This is a genomic window from Streptomyces sp. NPDC047081 (genome assembly GCF_040643775.1).
In the GTDB taxonomy this organism is placed as follows: domain Bacteria; phylum Actinomycetota; class Actinomycetes; order Streptomycetales; family Streptomycetaceae; genus Streptomyces.
This window is the reverse complement of the sequence record NZ_JBEYUY010000015.1, coordinates 188,110-210,460: the sequence shown is the minus strand read 5'-3', so window position 1 is coordinate 210,460 and position 22,351 is coordinate 188,110. Positions and strand designations below refer to the sequence as shown.

The 22,351-nt window shown below is 71.9% G+C and carries 24 protein-coding genes; 14 read left to right on the top strand and 10 right to left on the bottom strand.

The genetic code is table 11. From position 1 onward, the window contains the following. Positions 1-5: 5 nt before the first annotated feature. Together alc and allB are read right to left on the bottom strand one after the other, a co-directional pair. Positions 6-1,121 carry an allantoicase gene (gene alc / locus ABZ848_RS27705; RefSeq protein WP_360836179.1) on the bottom strand — a complete coding sequence of 372 codons (1,116 nt, stop codon included), beginning with the start codon at positions 1,119-1,121 and terminating at the stop codon, positions 6-8. A gap of 64 nt (positions 1,122-1,185) precedes the next feature. After that, entirely contained in the window at positions 1,186-2,523 is a 1,338-nt protein-coding gene (allB, locus tag ABZ848_RS27700; RefSeq protein ID WP_360836177.1) for an allantoinase AllB, read from the bottom strand. A 271-nt stretch (positions 2,524-2,794) separates the two neighbouring features. On the opposite strand from allB, the gene ABZ848_RS27695 reads away from it, so the two are divergent. Together ABZ848_RS27695 and ABZ848_RS27690 are read left to right on the top strand one after the other, a co-directional pair. Next, the gene (locus ABZ848_RS27695) at positions 2,795-3,586 is read left to right on the top strand and encodes an IclR family transcriptional regulator (protein WP_360836175.1); all 792 of its coding nucleotides are present in this window, start codon (positions 2,795-2,797) and stop codon (positions 3,584-3,586) included. 24 nt (positions 3,587-3,610) lie between these two features. Then, positions 3,611-4,036, top strand: coding sequence for a VOC family protein (locus ABZ848_RS27690; protein ID WP_360836173.1), 426 nt, complete (start codon positions 3,611-3,613; stop codon positions 4,034-4,036). A gap of 28 nt (positions 4,037-4,064) precedes the next feature. Here the strand turns inward: ABZ848_RS27690 and ABZ848_RS27685 are convergent, their stop codons facing one another. After that, complete coding sequence (locus ABZ848_RS27685; protein WP_360836171.1) at positions 4,065-4,352, bottom strand: DUF5955 family protein; 288 nt, start codon at positions 4,350-4,352, stop codon at positions 4,065-4,067. A 220-nt stretch (positions 4,353-4,572) separates the two neighbouring features. Between ABZ848_RS27685 and ABZ848_RS27680 the strand changes: the two genes are divergently transcribed. Further along, on the top strand, positions 4,573-5,172 hold the full coding sequence (locus tag ABZ848_RS27680; protein ID WP_360836170.1) for a nucleotidyltransferase family protein: 600 nt from the start codon (positions 4,573-4,575) through the stop codon (positions 5,170-5,172). Between the two features lie 184 nt (positions 5,173-5,356). Next, positions 5,357-6,982, top strand: coding sequence for a malate synthase A (gene aceB, locus ABZ848_RS27675; protein WP_360836169.1), 1,626 nt, complete (start codon positions 5,357-5,359; stop codon positions 6,980-6,982). A 15-nt stretch (positions 6,983-6,997) separates the two neighbouring features. Here the strand turns inward: aceB and ABZ848_RS27670 are convergent, their stop codons facing one another. Genes ABZ848_RS27670 through ABZ848_RS27660 form a run of 3 tightly spaced genes read right to left on the bottom strand, consistent with a single transcriptional unit; the run spans position 6,998 to position 9,670 of the window. Further along, on the bottom strand, positions 6,998-7,267 hold the full coding sequence (locus ABZ848_RS27670) for a SelT/SelW/SelH family protein (protein ID WP_360836167.1): 270 nt from the start codon (positions 7,265-7,267) through the stop codon (positions 6,998-7,000). Beyond that, complete coding sequence (locus ABZ848_RS27665; protein ID WP_360836165.1) at positions 7,264-8,169, bottom strand: HipA family kinase; 906 nt, start codon at positions 8,167-8,169, stop codon at positions 7,264-7,266. Before ABZ848_RS27665 ends, ABZ848_RS27670 begins: the two co-directional genes overlap by 4 nt. Positions 8,170-8,191: 22 nt before the next feature. After that, positions 8,192-9,670 carry an IucA/IucC family protein gene (locus ABZ848_RS27660; RefSeq protein ID WP_360836245.1) on the bottom strand — a complete coding sequence of 493 codons (1,479 nt, stop codon included), beginning with the start codon at positions 9,668-9,670 and terminating at the stop codon, positions 8,192-8,194. 93 nt (positions 9,671-9,763) lie between these two features. Between ABZ848_RS27660 and ABZ848_RS27655 the strand changes: the two genes are divergently transcribed. From ABZ848_RS27655 to ABZ848_RS27645, 3 genes are read left to right on the top strand one after another with little or no spacing between them, the layout of a single operon-like run. Then, on the top strand, positions 9,764-11,263 hold the full coding sequence (locus tag ABZ848_RS27655; protein ID WP_360836163.1) for an IucA/IucC family protein: 1,500 nt from the start codon (positions 9,764-9,766) through the stop codon (positions 11,261-11,263). 45 nt (positions 11,264-11,308) lie between these two features. Then, positions 11,309-12,583 (top strand): VWA domain-containing protein, encoded by a 1,275-nt coding sequence (locus ABZ848_RS27650; RefSeq protein ID WP_360836161.1) that lies wholly within the window; start codon positions 11,309-11,311, stop codon positions 12,581-12,583. Beyond that, on the top strand, positions 12,583-13,410 hold the full coding sequence (locus tag ABZ848_RS27645) for a hypothetical protein (protein WP_360836159.1): 828 nt from the start codon (positions 12,583-12,585) through the stop codon (positions 13,408-13,410). The genes ABZ848_RS27650 and ABZ848_RS27645 overlap by 1 nt, the downstream gene beginning before the upstream one ends. A 72-nt stretch (positions 13,411-13,482) precedes the next feature. On the opposite strand, the gene ABZ848_RS27640 is transcribed toward ABZ848_RS27645, so the two are convergent. Then, positions 13,483-14,127: a winged helix-turn-helix transcriptional regulator gene (locus tag ABZ848_RS27640; RefSeq protein ID WP_360836157.1), complete on the bottom strand. Its 645-nt coding sequence runs from the start codon at positions 14,125-14,127 to the stop codon at positions 13,483-13,485. 87 nt (positions 14,128-14,214) lie between these two features. Between ABZ848_RS27640 and ABZ848_RS27635 the strand changes: the two genes are divergently transcribed. The 4 genes from ABZ848_RS27635 to ABZ848_RS27620 all read left to right on the top strand — a co-directional run bounded on the left by ABZ848_RS27635 (position 14,215) and on the right by ABZ848_RS27620 (position 17,416). Beyond that, entirely contained in the window at positions 14,215-15,423 is a 1,209-nt protein-coding gene (locus ABZ848_RS27635; RefSeq protein ID WP_360836155.1) for a pyridoxal phosphate-dependent aminotransferase, read from the top strand. 44 nt (positions 15,424-15,467) lie between these two features. Further along, on the top strand, positions 15,468-16,067 hold the full coding sequence (locus ABZ848_RS27630; RefSeq protein ID WP_360836153.1) for a histidine phosphatase family protein: 600 nt from the start codon (positions 15,468-15,470) through the stop codon (positions 16,065-16,067). A 91-nt stretch (positions 16,068-16,158) separates the two neighbouring features. Beyond that, a complete protein-coding gene (locus tag ABZ848_RS27625) occupies positions 16,159-16,938 on the top strand; it encodes a hypothetical protein (RefSeq protein WP_360836152.1) in 780 nt (259 codons plus the stop codon). Positions 16,939-16,993: 55 nt separating this feature from the next. Further along, the gene (locus tag ABZ848_RS27620; RefSeq protein WP_360836150.1) at positions 16,994-17,416 is read left to right on the top strand and encodes an acyl-CoA thioesterase; all 423 of its coding nucleotides are present in this window, start codon (positions 16,994-16,996) and stop codon (positions 17,414-17,416) included. A gap of 26 nt (positions 17,417-17,442) precedes the next feature. On the opposite strand, the gene ABZ848_RS27615 is transcribed toward ABZ848_RS27620, so the two are convergent. Further along, complete coding sequence (locus ABZ848_RS27615; protein WP_360836148.1) at positions 17,443-17,838, bottom strand: helix-turn-helix domain-containing protein; 396 nt, start codon at positions 17,836-17,838, stop codon at positions 17,443-17,445. A 91-nt stretch (positions 17,839-17,929) separates the two neighbouring features. On the opposite strand from ABZ848_RS27615, the gene ABZ848_RS27610 reads away from it, so the two are divergent. After that, on the top strand, positions 17,930-19,357 hold the full coding sequence (locus tag ABZ848_RS27610) for an MFS transporter (RefSeq protein ID WP_360836146.1): 1,428 nt from the start codon (positions 17,930-17,932) through the stop codon (positions 19,355-19,357). Between the two features lie 120 nt (positions 19,358-19,477). On the opposite strand, the gene ABZ848_RS27605 is transcribed toward ABZ848_RS27610, so the two are convergent. Beyond that, positions 19,478-20,326: an NAD(P)H-binding protein gene (locus ABZ848_RS27605; RefSeq protein ID WP_360836145.1), complete on the bottom strand. Its 849-nt coding sequence runs from the start codon at positions 20,324-20,326 to the stop codon at positions 19,478-19,480. Between the two features lie 96 nt (positions 20,327-20,422). Between ABZ848_RS27605 and ABZ848_RS27600 the strand changes: the two genes are divergently transcribed. Together ABZ848_RS27600 and ABZ848_RS27595 are read left to right on the top strand one after the other, a co-directional pair. Next, positions 20,423-21,220, top strand: coding sequence for a helix-turn-helix domain-containing protein (locus ABZ848_RS27600; RefSeq protein ID WP_360836143.1), 798 nt, complete (start codon positions 20,423-20,425; stop codon positions 21,218-21,220). A gap of 60 nt (positions 21,221-21,280) precedes the next feature. After that, on the top strand, positions 21,281-21,754 hold the full coding sequence (locus ABZ848_RS27595) for an exonuclease (protein WP_360836141.1): 474 nt from the start codon (positions 21,281-21,283) through the stop codon (positions 21,752-21,754). On the opposite strand, the gene ABZ848_RS27590 is transcribed toward ABZ848_RS27595, so the two are convergent. After that, on the bottom strand, positions 21,708-22,328 hold the full coding sequence (locus tag ABZ848_RS27590; RefSeq protein ID WP_360836139.1) for a TMEM175 family protein: 621 nt from the start codon (positions 22,326-22,328) through the stop codon (positions 21,708-21,710). The genes ABZ848_RS27595 and ABZ848_RS27590 overlap by 47 nt on opposite strands. Positions 22,329-22,351: the final 23 nt, after the last annotated feature.

Below are 22,351 nucleotides of genomic sequence, written 5' to 3'. Positions count from 1 at the left end.
GCGTGTCAGCCGCCCAGCTCCTGATGCCGTGCCGCCAGGCTCGTCGCGCCCTGTTCCGTCAGGGACCCGTACAGGCGCAGGCGGGAGATGCCGCCGTCGGGGTAGATGTCCACGCGCGCGTGCGTGGCGATCGCCGGGGTCGGGAGGACGAAGCGGTGGTTGGTGTCGGGCTGGAGGCGGGTGCGCGGGAGGATCTCCGTCCAGTCGCCGCTCTCGCCGTCCTTCACCGACACCGACGCCCAGCCCGCGCTGTTGCCCTTGAGGTACGCCGTGTCGATCTCGAGCGCGCGGATCTGCGACTGCGCGGCGAGGCGGTAGCGGATCCAGTCGTTGCCCTGGTCGCGGCGGCGGCGCGTCTCCCAGCCGTCGTCCATCTTGCGGGAGCGGCCGGGCTGGATGGTGTTGGTGGCCGGCGAGTAGAAGAGGTTGGAGGCGTCCTCGGCCCGGCCGCCGTTCTCCAGGGCGACGACGTCGAAGGTGCCGAGCGTCTCCAGCCACTTCGGGTCGGGGACCACCTCGCCGTACACGCGAAGGCGCGCGATGCCGCCGTCGGGGTGCTGGTTGACGCGGAGGTGGGTGAAGCGCTGCTCGACGGAGACGGCGAAGCCGTTCGCCGCGTGGCCGCCGACCGGCGTGCGCGGGACGAGCGTCGTCCACTTCACGTCGTCGCCGAGGAGTTCCTCGGGGGACGGCGAGCCCGCGACGGACGTGCCCTCGACCGACACCGCCTGCGGGTAGTTGCCGCGGAAGTGGGCCGTGTCGACGACGATCCCGCGCACGACACCCGGCGCGCCGAGCCGGACCAGCGCCCAGTCGTGGTCCTCGGCCGTCGGCCACGGGTGCTCGGCGGAGACACCGCGGCGGCGGCGCGTCTCCCAGCCGTCCATGATCTTGCCCTTGTGCCCGAAGTGCTCGGGGTCGAACTCGGCCCGCTCGGGTACGAGGAGGTTCTCCCGCTGGGCGAAGAACTCGTCGTTGGCGGCGATGACACCCGCGCCGAGCCGCCGGTCGGCGAGGTTGGCGTACTGGGTGAAGGGGAAGTCGGCGGTGCGGTAGTCCGTGTACGGGTCGCCGCCTCCGTAGGGGTTCGCGTCGCCGGTGAAGCGCTGAATCGCCGTCACGAGATGTGTGCCTTTCGGGAGTTGGCCGCTGCGGGTGCGGGTGGGTCCCTCCTTCGGGGAGGGTTCAGGGGGTACGGCTGAGGAGTTGGCCCTTCGGTTCGGTGAACTCGCCGTCCACGACGATCCGTTCGCCGCGCAGCCAGGTCGACTTCACGACGCCGTACAGGGTCTTGCCCGCGTACGCGGTGACGCGGTTGCGGTGCTGGAGAGCGGCCGGGTCCACGGTGAAGGTCTCGTCGGGCGCGAGGACCGCGAAGTCGGCGTCGCGGCCCGTCTCGATGGCGCCCTTCCGGCCGAGACCGACCAGCTCCGAGGTCCGCGAGGACATCCAGCGCACCACGTCCTCCAGACCGTGGCCGCGCCTGCGCGCCTCGGTCCAGACCGCCGCGAGGCTCAGCTGGAGGCCGGAGATGCCGCCCCAGGCGGTCGCGAAGTCGTCGGTCTTCAGGTCGGCCGTCGACGGGGAGTGGTCGGTCACCACGCAGTCGATCGTGCCGTCGGCCAGTGCCTGCCACAGCAGGTCCTGGTTGGCGGACTCGCGGATGGGCGGGCAGCACTTGAACTCGCTCGCGCCGTCCGGGACTTCCTCGGCGGTCAGGGTGAGGTAGTGCGGGCAGGTCTCGACGGTCAGCCGAACACCCTCCGCCTTGGCCTGCGCGATCAGCGGCAGCGCGTCGGAGGACGACAGGTGCAGCACGTGCACGCGCGCGTTGAGCCGCTTCGCCTGGGCGATCAGCTGGGCGATCGCCGTGTCCTCGGCGTCGCGCGGGCGGGAGGCAAGGAAGTCGGCGTACTTGGGGCCGCCCTGCTGTGGGGCCGCGTCGAGGTGGTGCGGGTCCTCGGCGTGCACGATCAGCAGGCCGCCGAAGGAGGCGATCTCGGCCAGGGACTGGGCGAGTTGGTCCTGGTCCAGGTGCGGGAACTCGTCCACGCCGGACGGGGACAGGAACGCCTTGAAGCCGAAGACACCGGACTCGTGCAGCGGGCGCAGGTCCTTGACGTTGTCGGGCAGGGCGCCGCCCCAGAAGCCGACGTCGATGTGCGCCTTGTCGGCGGCGACGTCCTGCTTCGTACGGAGGTTGTCGACCGTCGTGGTCGGCGGGAGGGAGTTGAGCGGCATGTCGACGAGGGTGGTGATGCCACCGGCCGCCGCGGCGCGCGTGGCGGTCCAGAAGCCCTCCCACTCGGTGCGGCCCGGGTCGTTCACATGCACATGCGTGTCGACCAGGCCGGGCAGCAGGACGTCGTCGCCGAGGTCCTCCAGCCGGGCACCCTCCGGGACGGGGGCGTCGTACGCCTCTACGGCCGTGATCCTGCCGTCGGCGACCGCGACCGAGGCCGCGCGCGTCCCCTCGGGTGTGATGACGCGCGTCGAGCGCAGCACCAGTTCTACGTCGGACACCCGGACCCCTCTCTCTGCCGCCGTTACTTCCGAGACACGGGATTTACTTCCACGTAACGGAATTCAACGTTCTGTTGAAGGAGTCTTCACTCCCGCTTCCGCGTCGTCAAGGGCACACTTCTCCAGAGTGCTCCACGCGCCCCCACTCTGGACGTTTCCACAAGGCGGAATTAGAATTCCGGCAAGCAGAACGTAGCTACGCACAACCGGGGAGTCAACCGACTGCCGGGTAGGCTTCTGCCCTTCCTGTCAGCCCCGAAAGGAACGCGCCGTGCCGACGTCCAGCGCCAGCACCACCGACTCCGCCAAGTCCGCCACCGGCGGGGTCCAGTCCCTCGAGCGCGCCTTCGACCTGCTGGAACGGATGGCCGACGCGGGCGGCGAGGTCGGCCTGAGCGAGCTCTCCGCGAGCAGCGGGCTGCCGCTTCCGACCATCCACCGCCTGATGCGCACGCTCGTGGCCTGCGGTTACGTCCGCCAGCAGCCGAACCGGCGGTATGCGCTCGGGCCTCGGCTGATCCGGCTCGGGGAGTCCTCGTCCCGGCTGCTCGGCACCTGGGCACGGCCCTATCTGGCCCGGCTGGTCGAGGAGACCGGGGAGACGGCGAACATGGCGCTGCTCGACGGGGACGAGATCGTCTACGTGGCACAGGTGCCGTCGAAGCACTCGATGCGGATGTTCACCGAGGTGGGCCGGCGCGTCCTGCCGCACTCGACCGGCGTGGGCAAGGCGCTGCTCGCGAACACGCCCGACGACGAGGTGCGGGCGCTGCTCTCACGGACCGGGATGCCGGCCGCGACGGAGAAGACGATCACCACTGCGGACGGTTTCCTGGCGGCGCTGGAGGACGTGCGCCGGCAGGGGTACGCCGTGGACGACAACGAGCAGGAGATCGGGGTGCGCTGCCTCGCGGTCTCCGTGCCCAACTCCCCGACGGCGGCGGCGATTTCGATCTCCGGTCCGGCCGGGCGGGTCACCGAGGCCGCGACGGACAAGATCGTGCCGGTGCTGCAGCAGGTGGCCGTCGAACTCTCCGAGGCGCTGGCCAGCTCCGGCGCCTAGCAGCGCGCTTGCTAAGGTGCGCCGATGCCAACGGTCAAGGAGTTCCAGGTCACTTTCGACTGCGCGGACCCCGAGCGCGTCGCCCGCTTCTGGTGCGAGGTGCTGGGGTACGAGGCAACACCCCCCAAAGGCTTCGCCAGTTGGGACGAGTTCGATCTCACGCAGCCGCCCGAGGACCGGGGTTCATGGTTCGCCTGCGTCGACCCCACGGGGGTGGGCCCGCGGCTGTTCTTCCAGCGGGTACCCGAGAGCAAGGTCGTCAAGAACCGGGTGCACCTCTGCGTGCGGGTCGGCACCGGGCTCGTGGGTGAGGAGCGCCTGGCCGCTCTCGAGGCCGAGTGCGCACGGCTGCTTCCGCTCGGCGCGGTACGCCAGCGGCTGCTGTACGACGGCACCGACTCCTGCATCGTGATGCAGGACATCGAGGGCAACGAGTTCTGCATCGACTGAGCGCCCGGTGAGTGTCCGGTCCGCCGGCTCAGCCGCGCCGCGGCTCCCCGAACAGCTCCACCGCGCTGCGTACGTCCGACAGGCCCCGGGACAGGGCGCTCACCGAGCCGATCGCGCCGGCGATCAGGAGCAGCGAGCGGCGCAGGCGGGGGATCTCGGGGGCGCCGTCGATGGTCATCGCGGCCAGGGCGGCCAGTTCGTCCTCCGCGATGCCGCGGTCGGGGAACTCCGCGGGGTGCGCGGCGAGTTCACGGCGCAGGCGGGAGACCGCCGTGCGCAGTTCCGCCACTCTCGGGTCCTCGTCGCTGCCGGTCACTGGCCTCTGTCCCAAGCTCCGCAACACAGCTCTCCCCCTCGCACGCCGTCGTGCGCCCTCACTCGGTGCAATGCTCCCGCGAAACAGTCCCGTGGCGTTGGTCGGGCGCCGGGGGACGCGGGTCAGTAAACGCCACCCGATGCCGGGTGCGCCACAGTGCGGACCGAAATTCAGCCCCCTGAAACCGGGCACTCGCCTCCGCGTCAGGTATGCAGGACGCATGAGGCAGAACGAACAGCAGGTGGCCGGGTTGGTGCTCGCCGCGGGCGGTGGACGGCGGCTCGGCGGGCGGCCCAAGGCGCTGCTGGAACACCGCGGCCGGCCGCTCGTCGAGTACGCCGTCGGCGCGCTGCGCGCGGCCGGCTGCACCCGCGTCCACGTCGTCCTGGGCGCGCGCGCCGCCGACGTACGGGAGCGGGCGCGGCTGGACGGGTGTGTGCTGGTGGAGAACCCGGAGTGGGAGGCGGGGATGGGGTCCTCGCTGCGGGCCGGGCTCGGTTCGCTGGCGGGAACGGGGGCCCGGGCCACGCTGGTCTCGCTCGTGGACCAGCCGGGGATCGGGGTGGAGGCCGTACGGCGGGTGTTCGCCGGCTTCGAGGACGAGTCCTCGCTCGTGTCCGCCGCCTACGACGGCGTACGCGGGCATCCCGTGCTGTTCGGGGCCGCGCACTGGGACGGCATCGCCGCGAGCGCGACCGGGGACCGGGGGGCGCGGGCCTACCTCAAGGCGCATGCGGACGCGGTCACGCTCGTCGAGTGCGGGGACGTGGCCGAGCCGTACGACATCGACACGGAGGCCGACCTGGTCCACCTTGAGTGAGCGGGGTGGCACTCAGCGCCACCTTGCCTCGACCCGGAGAATCTCGACATCAACAAACCATTGAACTTCCACAATGAGGAAACTAGTATCCACTGTTCAGAAGCGCCCTCCGGCTCCAGGGGCGTTTCCCGACGTACCCGGTTCGACTGGCACCCGGTGCCACCGCTGAAGGAAGTGACAGCTCATGTCCGCACCAGCGCCGTCCCCGCTGGCCATCGTCGACGCCGAGCCCCTGCCCCGGCAGGAGGAGGTCCTCACCGACGCGGCGCTCGCCTTCGTGGCCGAGCTGCACCGGCGGTTCACGCCCCGGCGTGACGAGCTCCTCGCCCGCCGAGCGGAGCGCCGCGCCGAGATCGCCCGCACCTCAACGCTCGACTTCCTTCCGGAGACGGCCGCCGTCCGCGCCGACGACTCCTGGAAGGTGGCCCCCTCCCCCGCGGCCCTGAACGACCGCCGCGTCGAGATCACCGGTCCCACCGACCGCAAGATGACCATCAACGCCCTCAACTCGGGCGCCAAGATCTGGCTCGCGGACTTCGAGGACGCCTCGGCGCCGACGTGGGAGAACGTGGTACTCGGTCAGGTCAACCTGGCCGACGCGTACACCCGCACCATCGACTTCACGGACGAGAAGTCGGGCAAGCCGTACGCCCTGCGTCCCAACGACGAGCTCGCCACGGTCGTCATGCGACCGCGCGGCTGGCACCTCAACGAGCGGCACCTGGTCGACGCCGACGGCTCCCAGGTCCCGGGCGCCTTCGTCGACTTCGGCCTGTACTTCTTCCACAACGCGCAGCGGCTGCTCGACCTCGGCAAAGGCCCGTACTTCTACCTCCCGAAGACCGAGTCGCACCTCGAAGCCCGTCTGTGGAACGAGGTGTTCGTCTTCGCGCAGGACTACGTCGGCATCCCGCAGGGCACCATCCGTGCCACCGTCCTGATCGAGACGATCACGGCGGCCTACGAGATGGAGGAGATCCTCTACGAACTCCGCGACCACGCCTCGGGGTTGAACGCCGGCCGCTGGGACTACCTGTTCTCCATCGTGAAGAACTTCCGTGACGGCGGCGCCAAGTTCGTCCTGCCGGACCGCAACGCGGTCACGATGACGGCCCCGTTCATGCGGGCGTACACCGAACTCCTCGTCCGCACCTGCCACAAGCGCGGCGCCCACGCGATCGGCGGCATGGCGGCCTTCATCCCCTCGCGCCGGGACGCCGAGGTCAACAAGGTCGCCTTCGAGAAGGTCCGCGCCGACAAGGACCGCGAGGCCGGCGACGGTTTCGACGGCTCCTGGGTCGCCCACCCCGACCTGGTCCCGATCGCCATGGAGTCCTTCGACCGCGTCCTCGGCGACAAGCCCAACCAGAAGGACCGGCTGCGCGAGGACGTCCACGTCGAGGCGGCCGACCTGATCGCGATCGACTCGCTGGAGGCCAAGCCGACGTACAACGGTCTGGTCAACGCCGTTCAGGTGGGCATCCGTTACATCGAGGCCTGGCTGCGCGGGCTCGGCGCGGTCGCCATCTTCAACCTCATGGAGGACGCGGCGACCGCCGAGATCTCCCGCTCGCAGATCTGGCAGTGGATCAACGCGGGCGTCGAGTTCGAGAACGGCGAACTCGCCACCCCGGAGCTGGCCCGCAAGGTCGCCGCCGAGGAACTCTCCAACATCCGCCAGGAGATCGGTGAGGAGGCCTTCGCGGCCGGCCACTGGCAGCAGGCCCACGACCTGCTCCTCCAGGTCTCCCTCGACGCCGACTACGCGGACTTCCTCACGCTGCCCGCGTACGAGCAGCTCAAGGGCTGATCACCGCAAGGCAGTTCACTTGTCCGAGTGGCCCAGGGACTTCCCCGGGGCCACTCGGTCGCGTACGGCCTGCTTCACGGCCGTCGGCTCCGGGAAGCCCTGTTCCTTGCGGTCCCAGACCACCTCGTCGTCGACCCGCACCACGAACACCCCGCCCGTGCCGGGCTTCAGCGACAGCTCGCCCAGCTCCGCCTCGAAGGTGGTGAGCAGCTCCTGCGCGAGCCAGGCCGCGCGGGGCAGCCAGCGGCACTGGGTGCAGTACTCGATCTGTACGACGGGACTCATCCGAGGTGCACCGACCAATCCTGTTCGGCGGCCGGTTTGCCGTGCAGGTCGGGGACCCGCTTCAGCCACTTCGGCCGGCCTTCCTGTGTGCGCGCCGCTCTGAGGGCCTCCTCGGCGGCGAGTTCCTCCCGGGTGGGGAAGTCGGTGGGCAGCCAGGCCGCGGAGGCCCGCACGCGCGCGTGGAGGTACGTCACGTAGGCGTCGCGGGCCTCGTCGGGCGTCGCGAAGTCCGTGAGCCAGGCGTCGGGCACCTCCGCGACGATCCGCCGCAGCAGCTCCCGCGTCACCTTCGGCGCCAACTCCGCGTCGGCCGCGCGGACATCGGGGCCGTAGTGGCCGAGGGCGTGGTGCCGGAAGTCGTACACCTTCTCGGGGTCCGCGCCCTCCCAGCGATGGTGGAAGACGAGGGCCGCGCCGTGGTCGATCAGCCACAGGCGCGGGGGTGCGACGCCGAGCGTCGGCCAGACCATCAGGTTGGAGCTGTGGACCGTGCGGTCGACGTTCGTGGTCAGCGCGTCGAGCCAGACGATCCGGCCCGCCTCCAGGGGGTCGACCGGGAAGTGCTCGGCGAGTTCGGGGGTGAAGTCCGCGGCGCCGGACAGGTAGTCCATGCCGAGGTTGAGGCCGTGGCTCGCGGCATGCAGGTCGCGGACCTCCTGGTGGGGCTCGCTGTCGGCGATCGCCGGGTCGAAGTGCACGAGGACCAGCTCGGGGAACCGCAGCCCCAGCGCACGGGCCAGCTCCCCCACGATCACCTCGGCGACCAGCGCCTTGCGCCCCTGCGCGGAGCCGGTGAACTTCACGACGTACGTCCCCAGGTCGTCGGCCTCGACGACTCCGGGCACGGAGCCGCCCGACCTCAGCGGGGTCACGTATCGAACAGCGGTCACGTCGCGCAGCACACCCGCCAGGGTATGTCAGCGCTCAACCGGCCAGCGGATTCGGCAGCGGCAGGTAGCGGGCGGCGGCTCCGTCCGCGCCGGTCCAGCGCAGGAGCAGGTTGGTCTTGCCGGGCAGGGTCGGGGAGGAGAGCAGCTCCGCGATCTCCGGGAGGTCGTGGCGGGCGAAGGCGCGGCGGGCGGCGGGCCAGGGGTCGAGGCCGGGGTGGCGCTCGGCCAGCGCCGCGGCGACCTCCGTGAGATGGTTGACGACCAGGCAGTACACCAGCCGCTCCCACCCGGCCGCCCGCTCCACGTCCGCGAGCAGCTTCACCCCCTCCGCGTCCCGGAACAGCGCCTGCACGGGTGTGCCCTCGGGATCCATCGCGACCAGCGTGTTCTGCAGGTGTGCTTCGAGTACGACGCCGTGGTCGTCGAAGGCCGCGAGGGCAGGGGGTACGACGGCCCGCAGGTACGCCTGCCACCAGGCGTCCGGGTCCCGGGCACCGGCGAGCGGGCTGCCCTCGAAGCCCTCCACCAGGCCCGCGGCCAGCAGCGGGGTCGCGCCGGGCAGGAGGTGGCCGCGCAGTCCGTCGCGGACCAGCACGGCGAGTTCCTCGAAGGCGAAGTCGACCGTGCGGTAGCCGCGGTCGCTGAGCCAGGCGGCCGGTCCCGGGACCGCCGCGAAGGCCTGCGCCGCCGCCGTGTCCGTCCGGCGCAGTTTCCGCAGGTCGTGGCGCCACAGCCGGCGGATGTCGTTGGTGATGCGGACGTCGAGGCTGAACTTCAGGAACAGGTCCTGGTCGGGGGCGTACAGGGTGCGGATCGCGGCCGTCGGCCACACCTCGAAGGACGTCGCGCCCAGCCGGATCAGCCGGCCGTCGGCGAAGGCGTCGTCGAGGTCCAGCAGGTCGAGCTGCCAGGGGTGGGCCGGCAGCAGCCGGTAGCCGGGCGGGGCCTCGCCGAGGGCGTCGAGCGCGGAGGTGTCGCCCTCCTCGACCACCGTGTCCGCGCGCACACCGAGCAGCGTGAGCGGGAAACGGGCGTACGCCTCGGGGGCGTACGGCAGCCACCCGGCGACCGGGCCGCCGCCGCGCGCCTTGGGCGCGGGGTGGTAGGGGTGGCCGGTGATGAGGGACTGCTCGGAGCGCACGTACGGGTCCTCGGGCGGCGTCGCCCGGGCGCGCGCGGCGAGGATCGCGGCCACCGCGTCGCGGCTGTCGATCATCTCGGCGGGGAGTTCGTGGTTGGACAGGCCGGTGTGGCGGCGCAGTTCCTCGGCGACGAGTTTGACCAGCTCGGTGTGGCCGATGTGGTGCCAGCGGCCCGCCGCGTAGACCTCGGGGTCACGGGGGCGGCGGCCGCCGCGCACCCGCATCAGCCGGTCCACGCCGGGCAGCCGGTACCGGCCGCGTCCGGCGGGCTCGGCGACCTCGCGCAGCAGACAGTTGAGCAGCGGTGCTGCCGCGTACGCGTCGGCGGCGTCGTCACCGGCCGGCGGGGGGATGAGTTCCACGCGATCCACTCGTTCTTCGATGTCCGTTCGGGCGGAGATGATCAGTATGTACGTCGTCACCTCCCGTTCGTGACGCCCTACTCGTACCCGAGGAGCCCACCCGTGCACCGTCCCCACCCCGCGGAGGCCGAGGTCGCCGACGAGCTGGCCGCCGTACGCCCCGGCCTTCTGCCACGGTACGCGGCCGAGCTGCCGGGTGCCCGGGCCGCGGTGCTGACCCGGCTGTGGCGGGCGCTCGCGCACGAGCCGCTGCCGTGGATCACCGGCCGCGAGCCGGGCCGGGAGAGCCTCACCCTGCGCCTCCGGGACGGCCGCCGGCTGCACGGCCCGGCCGCGGACCCGTACGCGACCGCCGCGTACGTCTCCGCCGTACGGCTGGACGAGGTGTCGTACGACCATCCGGCGCGGCTGATGACCGGGCTCGCCGTACCGCACGGTGAGGGTTTCGCGGCCGAACTCGGGCACAGCGTCGCCTCGTTGGCGCTGTCGCGGGCCGGGCAGGAGGACCGCCCGAAAGAGTGGCCGACGCAGGACTGGGAGTGGGAGCAGCGGGTGGTCGACGGGCATCCGTACCATCCAGGCTGCCGTTCCCGGCCCGGTTTCTCGGTGGCCGAGCAGCTGGCGTACGGGCCCGAGCACCGGCCGGTCGTGGAGCTCGGGTCGGTGCCGGTGCGGGCGGAGGAGTGCCTGGTGACCGGGGTGTGGCCGGAGGAACTGCGGGACGGGGGGCGGCTGTTGCTGCCGGTGCATCCGTGGCAGGCGGCGCATGTGCTGAAGGGGATGCCGGAGGCGGGGTTCTCGGCGCGTCCGCTGATGTCCCTGCGGACGCTCGCCGTGCCCGGCGGGCCGCACGTCAAGACCGCGCTGAGTGCCCGGTTGACGTCCTCGGTGCGGGACATCTCGGCCTACTCGATCGGACTTTCGGCGACCTTGTCGGCGTTCGCGGAGTCCCTCTCCGCACGCTCGGAGGGCCTGTTGCACGTCACGCGGACGCTGGGCGCGGCCACCGCGGGCTCCCCCGACCTGGCCGCCGTACTGCGGGAGTCGCCGCAGACGTACGCGGCGACCGACCGCGGCGAACGGGTCGTGCCGGTGGCGGCGCTCGCGGCCACCGGGCTGCCCGAATCCCCCGGCTGGCTCGCGGACTTCACCCGCCTCACCCTCACCGTCGGCCTGCGCCTCCTGGAGCTCGGTGTGGCCCTGGAGGCGCACGGCCAGAACCTCCTGGTCGTCCTCTCGGACACGGGTGCCCCGCTCCGGCTGGTCTACCGCGACCTCGCGGACATCCGGGTCAGCCCCGCCCGGCTGGCCCGACACGGCATCCCCGTCCCCGAGTTGACCGGCCGGATCGTCACGGACGACGTACCGACCCTGCGCCGCAAGCTGTTCGGGTCGCTGGTCGCGGGCGCTCTGGCCGGTACGGCGGGTTCGGCGCCGGCGCTGGGTGCGGCGCTGGAGACGGCCGTACGGGATCTGCCGCGCACGCCCGACCTGGTCGCGCTGCTCGAAGAGCCGTTGCCCGCGAAGGCGTTGACGCTGATGAGGCTGTCGCCGCAGACACCCGGGGACCAGTGGACCGGGCTGCCCAATCCCCTGCGCTGACCGCGCGTTTTGGAGCCCGGCGCCTGTGATCAATAAGATCCGCCGATGATCAGAACACAACGGCTGGCGGCAGGAGTGTGTGCCCTGCTCGCCGCCCTGGCGGCCGGGCTCGCGTTCCCGGCCGCGGCGAGCGCCGGCGAGCCCACGGGCGACGCCACCCCGAAGGTCGATCTCGTGCTCGACGTCAGCGGGTCCATGCGGGCCCGGGACATCGACGGCGGGACCCGGATGGCGGCGGCGAAGCAGGCGTTCAACGAGGTCCTCGACGCGACGCCCGAGGAGGTCCAGCTCGGCATCCGCACGCTGGGCGCCAACTACGCGGGCGACGACCAGAAGACGGGCTGCAAGGACACGGCGCAGCTCTACCCGGTCAGCACCCTGGACCGCACCGAGGCGAAGACGGCGGTGGCCACGCTCTCGCCGACCGGCTGGACGCCGATCGGACCGGCCCTGCTGAAGGCGGCCGACGACCTCGGCTCCGGCGACGGTTCCAAGCGCATCGTCCTGATCACCGACGGCGAGGACACCTGCGCCCCGCTCGACCCGTGCGAGGTGGCCCGCGAGATCGCCGCGAAGGGCATCGGCACGACCATCGACACGCTCGGCCTTGTCCCGAGCACCAAGCTGAGCAAGCAGCTCAGCTGCATCGCGGAGGCGACCGGCGGCACGTACACCTCGGTCGAGCACACCGACGAACTCACCGACAAGGTCAACCAGTTGGTGGACCGGGCGGCCGATCCGGTGGTGACGCCGGTGGCCACCGAGGGCGCCGCGCAGTGCACCGACGCGCCGGTGCTCAAGTCCGGTCTGTACACCGACCGCGAGGAGTTCGGGCAGGAGCGCTGGTACCGCGTGGAGCTCCTGGCGGGCCAGGAACTGCGCGCCTCCGTCAGCGTGTCGGCCGACCGGGCCGTCGGCCCCGACTACGGCACGCTGCTGCGGGCCGTCACCCTGCACGGCCGGGAGATCGTGCGCGGCGAGGCCGCGGGCAACGGCCGAACGGACGTCATCTCCACGGGACTTCGCTACCCGAAGCCCGAACGGGACGACGACGACAGCGACAAGCCGGCCGCGGAGACCGTGTGCCTGCAGGTGACCAACTCGTTCTCGCCGGCCACAGGCGTGAAGACCACCCCCGGCCTCCCGCTGGAGCTGACCGTCGACGTCGTGGACGGCCCCTCGCACTCCGCCGACGTGGCCTCCTTCGGCCTCGGGCGCGGCTGGTGGCTGCTCGGCCTGCTGGTGCTGGTCGGGTTCGTCGCGGGCCTGCTCTGGGGCTGGGTTTCGCGCTGGCGGGTCGCGGTCTGGAGGACCAACTGATGCGGATCACACATGTGTTGAGCGCCGCCCTGCTGACGCTGGGACTGGCGGTGGCCCCGGCGGCGGCCGACTCCTCGCCGTCCCCCTCGGCCTCCTCGGACGCCGGCGCGCCGACCTCGGCGGGCACGTCCTTCCGTACGGCGACCGAGTTCGAGCAGGGTCAGGAGGCGACGGCTGGGGGTCCCCCCTCTGGGGGAGCCTCCACCGGCGACTACCTGTACTGGTCGTTCCCCGCGGACGCCGGCCAACGCCCCACCGTGAAGGCGACGGTGAAGCTGCCGGACACGCACGCGGCCCAGACCTGGCAGGTCGACGTGTACGACGGCCTGCGCCGCCGCCAGGCCTGCCAGTACGGGGCGCAGACGCGCACGGCCGCGCAGGGTGCCGCGTCGGTGGAACTGACGTGTGTGATGCGTACGGTCCGGGCCTGGTCGGAGCCGTGGGCCGACGACCCGCTGCCGGGGACCTACTACATCCGGCTGACCGCGGTGAGCCTGACGACGGCCGACCTCGGCCAGCCGATCGACGCGTCGGTGCGGGTCGACTCCAAGGACGTCGGCGGCTCGGCGGCGGTGGACGGCTCGCTGGCGCAGCCGCTGGTGCCGGGGATCGCGGTGACCTCCGACTCCGGGGACGGCGACGGGGATTCGGCCAAGGCGGCGGTGCTCTCCAGCCTCGAACCCGATGACGGCTGGGCCTCCGGCTGGTGGTCCGACCGCTGGGTGTGGACGGCGATCGGTGGCGTGCTGGCGGCGCTCGCGGGAGTGGGCGGCTACGCGCTGACGCGGGGGTCGGGACGGCCGAGGCAGGTGCCGCCGGGAGCCTGACGGTACGTCAAAGGGCCCGCCGCTCTTCGGAGTCGGCGGCCCTTCTCATGCCTCGCGTCTCTGCCACGCGTCTCACGCCTCGCGCAGCGCCTTGGCCGTCGTACCGTCACCCGTCACCGTGACCCGCCCGGCCCGCACCGCGTCGACGAGGCTCAACTCCCCCCGGCTGACGGCCTCGCAGGTCACGGCGTCCAGTGTCAGCCGCGCGTCGGGCTCGCCGGGCGCGGGCCCGTCGCCGTACACGGGCCCCTTCTCGGCACCGACGTGGAGGTGGAAGTCCCCTTCCTCCAGCCGGACTTCGACGAGACCTTCCCCCTCCCCCTCCGCGACGGCCTCCAGCGAGCGCAGCAGCGGCAGCGCGAACCAGTGCGCCCGTACGGCGTCCGTGGGCCGCCGCTCGCCCAGTTCGGCTCGCCCCCACGCGCTCAGCGCGGCCAGTACGGGCAGCAACTCCCGCCCGCGGTCGGTCAGTTCGTAGACGTACGCGGCACCGGGCGGCGGCAGCCGGCGCCGGGTGCTGAGCCCGTCCCGCTCCATGTCCTTCAGCCGTGAGGCGAGTACGTCCGTGCTCACGCCCGGCAGGTCCGCGTGCAGGTCGGTGTAGCGGCGCGGTCCGGCCAGCAGCTCGCGGACGATCAGCAGGGTCCAGCGGTCGCCGACGAGGTCGAGGGCGCGGGCTGCGGAACAGTACTGGTCGTAGCTTCGGCGTGGTGACATGCGACGCAGTCTAGACATGTTGTTGGACTTTCCAAGCTCGAACTTGGTAAAACCAAGCAACACACGAAAGCGGAGGGGCGAGCGAGCATGGAGTTCCGGCAGTCGAACAAGCTCAGCGAGGTCTGTTACGAGATCCGCGGCCCGGTGATCGAGCACGCCAACGCGCTGGAGGAGGCGGGCCACAGCGTGCTGCGCCTGAACACCGGCAACCCCGCGCTCTTCGGCTTCGAGGCGCCGGAGGAGATCCTCCAGGACATGATCCGGATGCTCCCGCAGGCCCACGGCTACACGGACTCCCGCGGCATCCTCTCCGCCCGCCGGGCCGTCGCCCAGCGCTACCAGAACCTCGGCCTGGAGGTGGACGTCGACGACGTCTACCTCGGCAACGGCATCTCCGAGCTGATCTCGATGGCCGTACAGGCGCTGGTGGAGGACGGCGACGAGATCCTCATCCCGGCCCCCGACTTCCCGCTCTGGACGGCGGTGACAACGCTCGCCGGGGGAAAGGCCGTTCACTACCTCTGCGACGAACAGTCGGACTGGTACCCGGACCTGGCCGACATGGAGTCGAAGATCACCGACCGCACCAAGGCGGTCGTCATCATCAACCCGAACAACCCGACGGGCGCGGTCTATCCGAAGGAGATCATCGAGGGCATCCTCGACCTCGCCCGCCGGCACGGCCTGATGGTCTTCGCCGACGAGATCTACGACCAGATCCTCTACGACGACGCCGTGCACCACTCGGTCGCCGCGCTCGCCCCCGACCTGGTGGTCCTGACCTTCTGCGGCCTGTCGAAGACGTACCGCGTGGCCGGCTTCCGCTCGGGCTGGCTGGTGGTGACGGGCCCCAAGCAGCACGCGAAGAACTACCTGGAGGGCCTGACCATGCTGGCCTCCATGCGGCTGTGCGCCAACGCGCCCGCCCAGTACGCCATCCAGGCAGCGCTCGGCGGCCGCCAGTCCATCAACGACCTGACGGCCCCGGGCGGCCGACTGCACCAGCAGCGGACGGTGGCCTGGGAGAAGCTGAACGAGATCCCGGGCGTGTCGTGCGTGAAGCCCCGGGGCTCCCTCTACGCCTTCCCGCGCCTCGACCCCAAGGTCCACAAGATCCACGACGACGAGAAGTTCGTCCTGGACCTCCTCCTCCGCGAGAAGATCCAGGTGGTCCAGGGCACGGGCTTCAACTGGCCGACCCCCGACCACTTCCGCATCCTCACCCTCCCCCACGCGGAGGACCTGGAGGCGGCGATCGGCCGGATCGGGCGGTTTCTGAGCGGGTATCGGCAGTAGCCGTCACCGGGCGCCGGGCCCGCCGGGCTCGTAGCCTCTGACCCATGGGTGATCTCTTTCTCGTGCGGCACGGTGAGACCGAGTGGTCGCGGTCCGGGCGGCATACCGGGTGGACCGATGTTCCGTTGACCGAGCGGGGGCGGGAGGAGGCGCGGCGGCTGGTGCCGTTGATCCGGTCGCACCGGATCGGGGCCGCGTTCGTCAGCCCCCTGCAGCGGGCGCGGGAGACCGCCGAGCTGATCGGGCTGCAGGACGTCCGGGTCGACGTCGATCTGCGGGAGTGGGACTACGGCGGCTACGAGGGGATCACCACCGTCGAGATCCAGCGCACCCGGCCCGGCTGGTTCCTGTTCACGGACGGGGTCGCGCCCGGGCCGCCGGAACATCCCGGGGAGACGCCGGAGCAGGTCGGCGAGCGGGCGGACCGGATGCTCGCCAAGGTGGACGCGGCGTTCGCGAACACCGAAGGGTGCGTGGTGCTGGTGGCCCACGGGCATTTCCTGCGGGTGCTCACCGCGCGGCGGCTCGGACTGCCGCCCTCGGCCGGGGCGCTCTTCCAGCTCGCGACCGGGACGGTGTGCCGGCTGGGGACGGAGCACGGGCGGCCGGTGATCGCGGGGTGGAACGTGCGGCCGGGGGCGTAGGCGGGCCTCACTCCGAGGTCGACTGTCAGACCCGCGTCGTACCTTCGAAGGCAGGTGGGAGCAGGAGCCCCAGCGCTGGAAGGAGTACGCCGTGACACGACCGCCGACCGCCGCGCAGCGGCGTGTCATCGACGCCGCCGATCCTGTCACCGGGCGGGTGAGGGGTACGGAGACGCAGCTCGCGGCGCTGGTGAAGCGCGGGCTGGCCTTTCGGCATCCACGGCCGCCGCACGACCACTTTCTGACGCCGGCGGGGCATCGAATACGGGAGGGCGAGGAGCCCGGGGCGGCAGGTGTGGGGGCGGGGGCGGCTGGCGCGGGGCCGGCTCAGACCGGTGCGGGCGGTGCGGCGGGGACGGGTCCGGGCGGTGTCGGCGGTGCTGCCGGCGTGGGAGCCGCTGCCGTGGCCGCACGTGCTGCCGGTGCCGGGGGTCGTGCGTCCGGCGGGGCCGAGGCGGGCGGCGCCGGTGGGGTGTTCGCCGCGCGGGTCGGTGGGGAGGAGAGCGCGCCGGTCTCCCGGGTCGCTCGTGTGCGTGAGGTGCACAGTGCCTGGCAGGGGTTGCTGGAGCTGCGCCGGATGACCAATCCCGACGCCGCCACCGACCGGCCCTGCGGCTGGGAGCGTACGCATCTCGTGCAGGCCGCCGCGCTGGCACTGGAGGCGGCGGGGCACGCGCCGGAAACGGGGGACTCGCCCGGCTACCGGGTGCGCGCGACGCCGCAGCCGGACGCCGTCGCCGTGCACGCTCCGGACGCGGAGGCGCTGCGGACCTGCGCGATCACCCTGGAGGGGGCGGGCTGGCAGGCCGGGGAGTACACCGAGCCGCGGACCAGGGTCCGTTATCTGCTGGCCTCGCCGCGCCGGGTGTAGAGGGCACGTGTCAGGATCGGGTCCGTCAACTGCCGTGATGCGAGAGGGGTTTGTTGTGGCTGAGGCGTTTTCCGTCCCGGTGACCGTCCGCGGGTACGAGACCGATGTCCAGGGACACCTCAACCAGAGCGTGTACATCAACTACGCGGAGCACGCCCGCTGGTCGATGCTCGATGCGGCGGGCATCTCCCAGGCCGCGCTCATCGGCACCGGGGTGGGGCCGGTCGCGCTGGAGACGACCATCCGTTACCAGCGGGAGCTGGTCGCCGGTGACGAGGTGGAGGTGACCTGCGGCTTCGAGTGGGGCGAGGGCAAGACGTTCCGAATACAGCAGACGATCCGCAAGAAGGACGGCACCGTGGCGGCCGAGATCACGGCGGTGGGCGGGCTGATGGACCTCAAGGCACGGCGCCTGGTCACCCGCCCCGGCGACGTCTTCAAGGAACTGGCCTCCGACCCAGGCCTGTTCGGGCTCTAGGCACCCGCGCAGTCGGGCGTCACGGGTCAGGTCGGCTCCGGGTCCCGTTCGGCGTCGTAGGCGGCCCGCGCCTCCGCGATGTAGACCCTGTTGCGCTCGGCCCAGTCGGTCAGCCGCAGCAGGGTTTCGTGCAACTCGTTTGCCACCGGCGTCAGTTCGTACTCGACCTTCGGCGGGACGGTCGGGTGGACGGTGCGGGTGACCAGGCCGTCGCGTTCCAGATTGCGCAGGGTGAGGGTCAGCATGCGGCGGCTGATGCCCTCGATGCTGCGCTCCAGTTCGGTGAAGCGGATGGGTCCGTGGGCGGCGGCGACCAGGATCTGCACGCTCCATTTGCCGGAGACCCTGTCAAGAACCTCGCGGACCGGACAGGCGTGCGCGTTCACCACCTGGGCGGTAACACCGGTGTTCCTAGGGGACATCGGACTGCCTCCTTATGCCGGGCTCCATGGTCACTCACGATGTACCCCGTTACAAATCGTGCACCATGAAGCTTACGGAGGCCACGCCGCCATGACGGCCCTCACCGAGTCATCGACGCGAGCGTCACACCGGACGTACTCCCCCTGGGCGTCCCTGGTCGTGCTGTGCGCGGGCACGCTGATGACGATCCTGGACGGCAACATCGTCACGGTCGCCATGCCGGCCATCCAGAACGACCTCGGTTTCTCGGCGCCGGGGCTCGCGTGGGTGGTGAACGCGTATCTCATCCCGTTCGGCGGGCTGTTGCTGCTGGTCGGTCGGCTCGGCGATCTGCTGGGCCGCAAGCGGATGTTCACGGTCGGGCTGGCGGTGTTCACTGCGGCGTCCGTGCTGTGCGGGGTGGCCGGCAGCCAGGGCATGCTGATCGCGGCGCGGGCCGTGCAGGGCGTCGGCGGGGCGATGACCTCGGCGGTCGTGCTCGGCATGCTGGTGGCACTGTTCCCCGAGCCGCGTGAACAGGCCCGTGCCATCGCGGTGTTCAGTGCGGTCGGCGCGGCGGGCGGGGCGCTCGGCATGTTCCTCGGCGGGGCGCTCACCCAGGCCCTGAGCTGGCACTGGATCTTCCTGATCAACCTGCCGATCGGCGCGGTCGCGCTGTTCGCGGCCCTGCGTGTGCTCGCCCCCGAGCCGGGCGCGGGCCTCGGCAAGGGCGCCGACTGTCCGGGGGCGGCGCTGGTCACGGGCGCGCTGATGCTGAGCGTGTACGTGATCGTCGGCTCCGGCGACCGCTCCCTCACCGCGACGCTCCTGCTCGCCGCCCTGGCCCTCGCCCTCTTCGCATCCTTCACCCTCCGCCAGGCCCGCGCCGCCCGCCCACTCCTCCGCCTCCGTCTGTTCCGCTCACGCGTGCTGAGCGGTGCCAACGCCGTCCAGATCCTGATGATCGCGACGATGTACGGCTTCCAGTTCATCGGGGCGCTCTATCTCCAACGCGTGCTGGGGTACGGCGAGTTGCTCACCGGCACGGCGTTCCTGCCGGCGCCGGTCGTGATCGGGGTACTGATGCTGGGGCTGTCGGCGCGGACCATCGGGCGGTTCGGCGCGCACCGGGTGCTGCTGGCGGGGCTGGTCCTCATAGTCTCCGGGATGGCCCTGCTGAGCCGGGCCCCTGCCGACGGCTCGTACACCACCGACGTACTCCCACCCCTCCTCCTGCTCGCCACCGGCTTCGCCGCGGCCATGCCGGCGCTGACCGGGCTGGCGATGTCGGGGGCGCGGGAGGAGGACGCGGGGCTGGCGTCCGGGTTGTTCAACACGACACAGGTGGTGGGGGGTTCGCTGGGCCTGGCGGTGCTGTCGGTACTGGCGGCGAACCACACGGCAGGCCTGCTGGCGGGAGGCGACACGCTCGTTGAGGCGACGGCCGCGGGATACCGGCTGGCGTTCAGGGTCGGGGCGGTGATCGCCGTGGCGGCGCTGGGGTTGGCGGCGGGGGTGCTGCGGCCGCGGCGCGGGTGAGTGAGGTGGGGGGCTGGCGTGGCAGGCAGCGCAATCCCGACAGCCTCGCCCCTGTACCCCCGCCGCTCCCACGGCCTCCCCCTGTCGCCCCACCGTCAGCCACCCACCCCTCCCCACCCGTCAGCCAAAGGCCTCCTCGTGGTCCTCCGCCCACTCCCGATACGTCCGCGCCGGCCTCCCCAGCACCTCCTCCACATCCCCGGTCGCCACGTCGTTGCCGCCCTCGTGGATGAAGCGTGCCGTCACCAGCAGGCCGTCCGCGTACGTCTCGGTCAGGCCGGACGCGAGGAGCTGGGACCGGCGTTCCTGCGGGGTCAGGTCGTGGAGTGGGACCGGGCGGGCGAGGATCTCGGCGAGGACGGCGGCCTGTTCGTGGGCGCTGAGGGTCTCGGGGCCGGTCAGGGTGTACGTGCGGCCCGCGTGCCGTGGGTCGAGCAGCGCGGCCGTCGCGACGGCGGCCACGTCCCGCGGGTCCACGACCCCCTGCTTGCCGTCGCCCATCATGTTCGGCGCGGGTGTGCCCTCCCGGACGGCCGCCGCCCAGCTCAGCGTGTTGGACGCGAACGCGGAGGGGCGCAGGATCGTCCACTCCAGACCGCTCGCCCGGACCGCCTCCTCGCCGTGCAGATGCCAGGTCCCGAACCGGCCGAGCCGAGGGTCGCCCGTACCGATCGCCCCGAGTTTCACGATCCGCCGCACCCCCGCCGCCTTCGCCGCCTCGACCAGCCCGCGGTCGTGCTCCGCGTCGTCCGGCCCGAACACGCCCACCAGGAACGCGGCCTGCGCCCCGGCCATCGCCGCCTCCACCGCCGCCCGGTCGCGGTGGTGGCCGGGCGCGGTCTCCACTCCCGGCGGCACCTGGGCCTTCGCCGGGTCCCGGGTCAGCGCGCGGACCTTCTCGCCGCGCGCCGCGAGCTGTCGTACGACTTCACTGCCGATGGTGCCCGTGGCACCGGTCACAAGGATCATGTCCACGAGGGTGGGCGGCCGGGGCGCGGTAACTCTTGGAAATTCCGGCACGGTTCCGGGGCCCGGGCGGCCGTGCCGCGCGCTTACCGTGGAGGGGTGACGAATGCCGTGCTCCGCGAGACCCTGCCCACGCCCGAGGCGCTGCGCCCGTGGTTCGCCGGGGTCGGGTCCTTGTCGGTGGGCGATGCGCCGACCGAGCCGTTCGTGCATCTCCCCGAGCCCGCGACCAGGGTGGTCGTGCGCACCGGGGAGCACGGCAGCCGCAGCACGCTGGTCGTCGGCCCACGGGCCCGGGCGTCGTACCACAGCGGCAAGCACCGGGCCTCATGCGTGGAGCTGCGGCTCGCACCCGGCACCGTCCGCCCGCTGCTCGGTGTCCCGGCCGTGGAACTGGTCGGCCGTGCGGTGCGCCTGGGGGACCTGCCGGGCGCGATGGCCCGCCGACTGGCCGACGAGTTGCGGGGGTTGACGCCGGACGAGGCGTTGGAGCGTCTCGCGGAGGTGCTGCCGGAGCGGCTCGGGGCCGCGGCGGACCGGGCGCGCACCGAGCTGGTGCGGGCGGGCGTCGACGCGCTGTCGGTCCGTACCGGCCGCTCCCCGGCCCAGGTCGCCGACGTGGCCCGTGAACTGGCCGTCAGCGAGCGGCAGTTGCGCAACCTCTTCGCCGAGGGCGTCGGCCTCTCCCCCAAGCACTACGCCCGCGTCAACCGCGTCCGCACGGTACTGGACCACGCGGCCACCCGCCCCTGGGCGGAACTCGCCGCCGCCACTGGCTACTACGACCAGTCCCACATGACGACCGACTTCCGCACCCTGATGGGCGTCCCGCCCCGCTCGTACTTCACCGGCCGCCTGCCGGAAGCGACCCCCTGCCAGGCGGTCCGCCGCGCCTGAAGCCCGTACACGGCTCAAATCGGCTGCGGCCGCCCCTGCCCACCTCGATGCTCCGGACTCATGTCCGCACGCCGCATCCGCCCCAGCTGCTACATCTCCGTCGACATCGAGGCCGACGGCCCGATCCCGGGGCCGTACTCGATGATCAGCCTGGGCGCCGCCGTCGCCGGCACGCACACGGCCGACGGGTTCACCGCCGCCGACCCGCAGGAGCGGACCTTCTACCGTGAACTGCGGCCGATCAGCGAGGAGTTCGTACCGGAGGCGCTGGCCGTCAGCGGGCTCGATCGGGAGCGGCTGAAGCGCGAGGGGGCCGAACCGGCCGCGGCGCTGGGCGAGTTCGCTGCGTGGGTGCGGGAGGTGAGCGCCGAGGCGCAGCCCGTCATGTGCGGCTACCCGGCCTCGTACGACTGGACCTTCCTGTACTGGTACCTGATCCGCTTCACCGGGGAGAGTCCGTTCGGGCACTCCGGCTGTCCGGACAAGCTCATGAACTGGCCGGGGCCTGGCGGGTCGGCACCGGCACCTGGTTGAAGCCGTAGTACAGGGCGATCAGGCCGTGCGCGGCCAGGGTGAGCGGGGCCGAGACGAAGGCCAGGCCCACCGTGACCGGGTAGGCCAGGGTGCCGAGGGCGAAGCGCGCGCGGGTCGCCCGGGCGGCGGGGACGTCGACCCGGTCGTCGAAGAGGTGGCCGGTGCGGGTCAGGTGCCACCACAGGGTCTGGAAGGTGAGCGCCATGACGACCATGACCAGGCTGTAGACCGCGGCCGCCACATGCGAGGCCGCGTCCTCGCGCAGGTACTCCGCCAGCATCGCCGTCGGCCAGGGCACCGCGGCCACCACCATCAGGACCAGCAGGTTCAGGAACATCAGCGTGCGGTCCACATGGGCGACGTAACTGAACAGCTGGTGGTGGTTGATCCACATGATGCCGATGACCAGGAAGCTCACCACATAGGCCGCGTAGGAGGGCCACTGCTGCCCCAACGCGTGCCACAGGCCGCCGTGTTCGCCCACCTCGGGGACCTTGATCTCCAGGATGAGCAGGGTGATGGCGATGGCGAACACACCGTCGCTGAAGGCCTCTACGCGGCCGGACTCGTTCATGGGAGACAGCCTGCCCCATCGCC

Bases quoted from the DNA above. Each gene is read 5' to 3' on its own strand.
- ABZ848_RS27630 (WP_360836153.1), top strand. From the start codon at position 15,468: ATGGGTGATCTCTTTCTCGTGCGGCACGGTGAGACCGAGTGGTCGCGG.
- aceB (WP_360836169.1), top strand. From the start codon at position 5,357: ATGTCCGCACCAGCGCCGTCCCCGCTGGCCATCGTCGACGCCGAGCCC.
- ABZ848_RS27615 (WP_360836148.1), bottom strand. From the start codon at position 17,838: ATGTCCCCTAGGAACACCGGTGTTACCGCCCAGGTGGTGAACGCGCAC.
- ABZ848_RS27670 (WP_360836167.1), bottom strand. From the start codon at position 7,267: ATGAGTCCCGTCGTACAGATCGAGTACTGCACCCAGTGCCGCTGGCTG.
- ABZ848_RS27650 (WP_360836161.1), top strand. From the start codon at position 11,309: ATGATCAGAACACAACGGCTGGCGGCAGGAGTGTGTGCCCTGCTCGCC.
- ABZ848_RS27605 (WP_360836145.1), bottom strand. From the start codon at position 20,326: ATGATCCTTGTGACCGGTGCCACGGGCACCATCGGCAGTGAAGTCGTA.
- ABZ848_RS27690 (WP_360836173.1), top strand. From the start codon at position 3,611: ATGCCAACGGTCAAGGAGTTCCAGGTCACTTTCGACTGCGCGGACCCC.
- ABZ848_RS27680 (WP_360836170.1), top strand. From the start codon at position 4,573: ATGAGGCAGAACGAACAGCAGGTGGCCGGGTTGGTGCTCGCCGCGGGC.
- ABZ848_RS27610 (WP_360836146.1), top strand. From the start codon at position 17,930: ATGACGGCCCTCACCGAGTCATCGACGCGAGCGTCACACCGGACGTAC.
- ABZ848_RS27590 (WP_360836139.1), bottom strand. From the start codon at position 22,328: ATGAACGAGTCCGGCCGCGTAGAGGCCTTCAGCGACGGTGTGTTCGCC.
- ABZ848_RS27595 (WP_360836141.1), top strand. From the start codon at position 21,281: ATGTCCGCACGCCGCATCCGCCCCAGCTGCTACATCTCCGTCGACATC.
- ABZ848_RS27635 (WP_360836155.1), top strand. From the start codon at position 14,215: ATGGAGTTCCGGCAGTCGAACAAGCTCAGCGAGGTCTGTTACGAGATC.
- ABZ848_RS27640 (WP_360836157.1), bottom strand. From the start codon at position 14,127: ATGTCACCACGCCGAAGCTACGACCAGTACTGTTCCGCAGCCCGCGCC.
- ABZ848_RS27645 (WP_360836159.1), top strand. From the start codon at position 12,583: ATGCGGATCACACATGTGTTGAGCGCCGCCCTGCTGACGCTGGGACTG.